The 6,539-nt window shown below is 54.1% G+C and carries 1 protein-coding gene; it reads right to left on the bottom strand.

Going from position 1 to position 6,539, the window contains the following annotated elements; genetic code table 11:
* Positions 1-6,516 (bottom strand): hypothetical protein, encoded by a 6,516-nt coding sequence (locus WC317_04040; GenBank protein MFA5339306.1) that lies wholly within the window; start codon positions 6,514-6,516, stop codon positions 1-3.
* Positions 6,517-6,539: the final 23 nt, after the last annotated feature.

Below are 6,539 nucleotides of genomic sequence, written 5' to 3' on the forward strand. Positions count from 1 at the left end.
TTACCAGTTAGCGGGATAAATATTGGCGGTGCCCGCTTCCAATATCTTTTCCCATTCCTCTTTAGCTTCCCGTAATCTGCCGTCTTTATAATAAGCGCTGGCCAGCTTATCCTCCCTCTCCAGCGACTTTTCCAATTCTATGCGGCCTCTCACATAATCCTCAGCTTCCCGCTTCATCTTGTTACCCGTCTCGACGACCTTTGCATAATACTTCTTTGCCAGCTCCAATTCTCCCTCCTGCTGCGCCGTCTCAGCCAAGCTATAATAATGGCGTAATTCCCGGGCTATCTTGCTGTCCGGCCTGGATAATTCGCTGTCGACCAGTTCCTGGACCCAGCGTTTTATCTTTTCTTCTTCTCTCCTCTGCCGCAGCTGTTCTATCTCTTCCGGGGTCCTGTCAAAGAACTTGCCGGTCAGCCTTACAAACGGCCCCTGGGCGGTATAACCAAGATAGGTCAGGTCGTCATTAAAATCGGTAAAATTATAACCCACGCTTGCCTGGACATATTCCCCGATATTCCTGGCAACCTCGACCAGCGCGCCCTGCTTGGCATCCTTCGCCTGTGTTTGGGCGAGCCGCCTGTACTCGGCGCCCACCACCCAGTCCCTGTTTATATTATAATTTAACCTGTCCACTACCAGCCAGGTCTGTGTCCTTGTATATCCGAATCCGCTTACTTTCTCTTCCCCTATCCTTAAGGCGAGTTTCTGGACTATCTGCCAGTGATCGTTCAAGTCGTAGGCGGCCTCACCCGATAAGATATGGGCCTTGTAGCCCTCTATATCATGTATGTCGGTCTGCTGGGCAGGCGAGTCGTTCTGCAGGTAGTTATAACGGGCCAACAGGTTCAACCTGTCAAAATCAACCGGCCTGTAGGCAGTGCCTAAGGTAAATTCCTTGTAGGCAGCGAGCTTCGACGATAAGCTTGTGTTATCGCTGCTTGATATGTTGGCCTTCGCGAAAAGCGTAAGGTCGCGGGTCACTTTATTTTCGAACGCGGCATAGACGAGGTATTGCCTTTTATCCTCATTCGCATTGTCAAAACGCGCCTCCCCCTTAAGGGAGGCTTTGATCTTATCTTTATCGGAATAACTCAACCCGAGCGACGGGGCGTTACGGTTGTAACGGGTGCCGTCAAAATCCTGGACTATGCCCCTCTCGAATTTAGCCGTAACGGCTAACTTGTCGTTCACGTTCCCCGACACGCCGTAGATATTGGTATCGCTCACCTCGACCGCGGATTTCGCCTCCTGTTGTTCCATGCTTAATTCCAGCCCGTTATTGATCGTCTTCTTGGCGCCAAAGACATGGGAGTCCCTCTTGCCCTCAAAGGCGGAGCTGCTCGTCGAATAAGTATTGTAAACCTCGCTGGTTTCGTCCACTTTAGCCGAGGCGGTGGCCGAGGCGGTGTTCTCCCTGTCCCCTGTCTTATAAGCGGCTAATGTGTAGTCGCCGGAGATCTTGAACTTATCGGTTATGTTGCTGAAGGCGCCGACTGAGGTGGCGTTCCCTTTTGTGCCTACCGTCTCTTTGCCTCTTAAGGATACATACTCGTTTACTTTGGTCTCGACGCCGGCGGTAGTCTGGTTATTGGCAACGCCCGTTATGTTCCCCTGCTGTTCCGCGAAAACATTCGTCTTGTCGGTCAGTTTATAATCGGCCCTTGCGGCCAGTATGTCCCCGTTCTCGTTGGTCTCGGACTTGAATTTTTCTATTTTTTCGCCGGTATTCTGGTGGCGATACTCGCCGGTGAGCTTCAGTTTGTCCATCGTATGCGTGATCTGGGCGGTTGTCGTCTCCGTCTTCTTGGCGCCGACCTGGAGCTGCGTCTGGAGATTCCCGTCGGCCAACAGTTCCTGCGTATCGTGCCTGGCGGTTATCCTCGTCTTCGGCGTTATATCGTATGTCACGGCCGCGCCCATCATCTCCTTACCCTGCTGGGAGGCGGTAGAGATCGACGAGAAATCCTTATCTATCCTCTTGTAATAGCCGCTGACGCCCAACTTATCAAAGAGGCGCGATTCGCCCTTCACCCCGTAAGCCCTGCCTATGGCAAGCTCGTCGGTAATGAGCTGGGTAAATGTAAGGCCGCCGTCTGTCGATACGAACCTCCCCAACTCCTGTGACCTGCTCTGGGCGAACTCGCCGGTGACCTGGGTCTTGGCGCCTAAGTGTATGGTCGTGTCTACGCCGGCGAGGCCGTAGTTATTATCCTGCTGGTCCTCCTTTACGTATGTGCCGCCTAACCTGACGTAATCGGTTATAGACTGTTCGGCGCGCACGCCGATGACGCCCTCGTCATATTTGTCGAGGGTCTCAAATTCGTAATCGACGGTCACATAGACGGGGTTTCCGTTCAAGAGGGCGGATGATACTATCGAATTCGATTCGGCTATCCGGGAGACGGGTTCCCAGAACATGACGCGTCCGTTATCGTAGTCTATCTGGTAATCGAATCCCTCGCCCTGGGTCAGGGTCGCGAGGACAAGGCCCGTGACTTTATCCCTGACTTCTATCGCGACCTTCTCCGAACCCTCGGTGATGTTCTTGTTCTTCAGGTAAAATAGCGAACCGCCCGTCCCGACGAATTCATTATGGGCCGCTTGTTGCTTAGCGGTGGCTTTGAAAACGACCAACTTTGTATTCGGCTCGCCGAATTGGGTGGTCGAGACGTCTTCATAATTGACGTTCGCGCCGTAGAGGGTCCTCTTGAAAGTGGCGAATTCCGTATCCTTGAAATCAACGACGTAATCGCCCCATAACGCGCTGGACTTGTCCCATTCGACCAAAAGATAGAGCATCCCCTGGGTATTGGTGGCGTCGTAATTGACCTTGGAGGCGTCGCCGTAGACCGGATAATATTTATTCGGGTCCAGGTTCCTGAACAGCTCCTTCTTCTTCCTGTCGGTATCCAAGCTTGATGTGACAAGGAATTTACCGAGCACCTTCCCTTTTAAGTAATAGGAAAGTTTGCCTTCGGACCAGAGGCCCTTCCTGAATTTATCATCGTGCATGACCGGTTCGATGTTGCCTCCCTGGAAGGTATAGCCGGCCTTGCCGTCGCCCATCGCCACGAACATGAGGTAATTATCTTTATCCTTTACGTATTGCGTCTGGTCCTCTTTTTTGCCTTCCGTATCGACAGATTCCACCGTGACTTTGTGTTCGCCCTCAGGGACTATGACTTCCCGGACGAACTCCTTGCCTTCCCCGGCCGCCGGGACAGGCGTATCGTCAACCATTATATTTATGCTGGAGGTATCCGTGACCTCAGGCACATCGACGTCCTGCTTTGCCTCAAAGCCGCCCCGGGACTCGACCACGACTACCTTGTTGCTGAGCCTTATGTTCTGCTTATCCAGGTTATCGGCGAGACTCTCTTCCTTAAGCCATTCGGATCTCATCTTTTTCTTCTCCGTATCCGAACGCTCTAAGGCCTGCGCTTTATATTTTACGACCTTCAACTCCTCCGGCTTGGTCGTATCCGCGCGGCCGGTCTTATCCATCACTGAAAGTACAAATATGTAATTGCGGCCAGGGTCAAGCCAGTTGCCGTCCTTGTCCTTGCCGTCCCAATAGACAGGTTCGCCCAGGGTAAGGTACGTGCCGCTAAAGCCCTTGACCAACGCCTTCGTCTCCCTGTCCAATATCTCAAGTTTCCAATTCTTGATAAAAAGGGAATAATTGGTGAATATCCTGAATTCGTACGCGTTGGGAAGGGATTGGACTTCGGAACCGTAACCCGCGTAACTTATAACACCGGCCGGAAAGAGCGCCGCGTTAAGAAGGGGCTTTACCTTCTCTTCCTTCTGGAGTATCTTTACCGGAGAACTCTCTTTCTTTGGCTCCTTGCTCCCTTTGTCCTTTGAGTTGACCCCGAAATTCACCTTCGACAAGAGTCCGGGCGTGGTGTCTACCACTACCACCTTATCAGTGGTCAAATAGGCGCCGTCGGGCAGCGTCCTCTCGTTGACCCTTAAAAGGTGTCTTCCCGGGATAATTGCCTGGAAATGGTATTTACCCTCCTTGTCCGTCGTGACGACCGCGCCGTCCTCCATGACTATCTGGACGCCGCCGATACCGGCCTCGGTTTCGATCTCCTTATCCGCCTTCTTCCCCGTACTCTTGGGGGCCTCCTGGTAACCGGTATCATTCCTGTCCCAGAATACCTTCCCGATAATGGTACCCAGGTCGAACAACGGGTCGAGGGTGATCTTTACCGTCTGGCGGTCCTTGTTGGATATAATAACGCCGGTTACATATTGCGCCCAGGCAGTGTTCTCGTAACTGCCCTGGGTGACGCCCGAACCTACGACCAACTGGTACTTAAGGGTCCGCGTCTGTCCCGCGGCGACCGTACCGATATTAAATACGATCGGGCGTGTGCCGCTCGGGTCCAGGGTAACGCCGTCAAGGATCGCCTTGCTGTTTATATACTTAAATCCTCCGGGGATCTGGTCCGCCAGGTATACCCCGCTCACGGCTGTCGAGCTGACGTTCTTGATGGTTACCGTATAGGTGACGATATCTCCTATCACGGCTTCCTTCTTATTGGCGGTCTTCTTGATCCTGAGCAGCATATTATTCGAGTCCATAGGGAAGTCCATCTGTATGATGACGCCTGCCACATTAAAGGCCTGGCCGCGCGAACCGTTTACGATGACGCGGCCTGCCGGCAGGTTGGTCACGGTCGAAGGAAAGTTGTATCCGGGGGCCGACACGGTTATAGTATAACCGTTCGCATTCGCGCATAAGTAGCTGTATGCCCCGTCCGCCGCGGTTGTCTGCGGGTTGGCGTCTCCGGCGGCTATCTGGCATCCCCCGGCGGCGGGGGGAGCGCCCGGGACCAAAATAACGCCTGCCGCATCATAGATGGTGACCTGCGCGCCGCTGATGGGATTATTGGTAACCGAATCGAAGACCACGCCGAAGGGATCCGTGAAAGTTACAGTCGTTATGTTGCTGGCCACGTTATTGACGACAACGCTCAGGTAATTTATTCCCTTCACCAGGGGAGTCGTGTAATCCGCGGCGGTAATGGTCCAATTTCCTCCCGCGTCTACCACCGTAGCCGCGATATTCGTCAACGGCAAATTGACATTGTTAAAATCACTTGCCCATAACGCCACTGCCTGGCCGGCTAAACCCTGGCCTGATATCGTCGGCGTGCTGCCGCTTACGCGGCTGCCGTCGGCAGGTGATGTGATAGTCGGGGTAAGGTTGGGCCCGGGCGCCGCGCTGACGTTAACAGCCACTACCACGCCTCCCGCGAGGCCGACATACGGCCTGATATTATTATTGAGCATCACATCCAGCAGGGCCGTGTAATCGGTCTGTTTTACCCTGTAATTTCCGTTAGCGTCAACGGTGGCCGTCGCTACAGCCTGGAAGGCGAGGCCGCCTACCGTGCCTTTTATGGTCACGACATCGCCGGGCGTCCCTACCCCCATGATCGTGGGCTGCTGGTTTACATTGCTGCCGGCGGCCGGGACGGTGAGCGTGGTGGCCGTAAAAGCCCAGTTGACGTTGTTGCCCGAGTCTGTCCCATGGACAACATATATATTGGCCGGCGTCCCCCCGATGCAGGTCTGGTCTTTCACATCCACATCGGTCATATTGAAAGCCCCAGCCCCCTGCCAGTTGCGTTGGGTCCCGTCGGGAGTAGACCTTATCAGGATGAGGTCGCTCGTAGGCGCGTTAAACGTCATGGTCCCGGCATTGGCGACATTGCCGCCTAACGTCAGGTTGGCGTTATCGACCGTGTCGGTCAAAGTCGTGTTCGCGTCAAGAGTAAGTTTTACGCAGGTCAGGGCGTCCTGGAGGCTGACGTTGGTCCCGGCGGTCGAGAGTTGCATATTGCCCAGGTTCTTGCCGCCTGAAGTAAGGTTCTGGGCGCCGGCGCCGTTAAAAATAAGGCACGGGTCGGCGGTAGATTTATCCCACAACGACACCGCGGCCGCGACGGAAAAGTCGCCTTTTACCGTAAGGTCCCATTGGCCGAGGGCGCCGGTTTGATAAAACTCACCGTTGGTCACGGTAAAATCATTATTTACGACCCAATCGGTCTCCATGAAACATTTGCCGAACGCCCCGCTTGTGCCTGTCTTCTCGAAATTGTAGAACGGGTTGGTATCTTTTGTCTTCCAGCCGGCGCTATCGCCGTCGGTCACAGTGCTGATGACCGTGCTGGTCCCGCAATTAAATACCGCGTTAGCCCCGTTAGAAACCCAATTTCGCTTGACCCTGATGGTAGAGCCGTTCGCCGTGAGGGTCCCGTTTATGTTAAAATCGACGGTCAGGGTTATATTCCGGTTGCCCGCGGCGGTGGTATTAAGCGTTGTCCCGCTGTCAATGGTAAGGTTGTCGCCGTTCAGGTCGTCCTGTAGGCTCACGCTTGTTCCGGCGGTCGAGAACTGTATATTGCCCAGGTTCTTGCCGCCTGAAGTAAGGTTCTGGGCGCCGGCGCCGTTAAAAATAAGGCACGGGTTGGCGGTAGATTTAGTCCACAATGCCACCGCGGCCGCAACGGAAAAGTCGC

This window comes from Candidatus Omnitrophota bacterium, assembly GCA_041653595.1.
Taxonomy (GTDB): domain Bacteria; phylum Omnitrophota; class Gorgyraeia; order Pluralincolimonadales; family Pluralincolimonadaceae; genus Pluralincolimonas.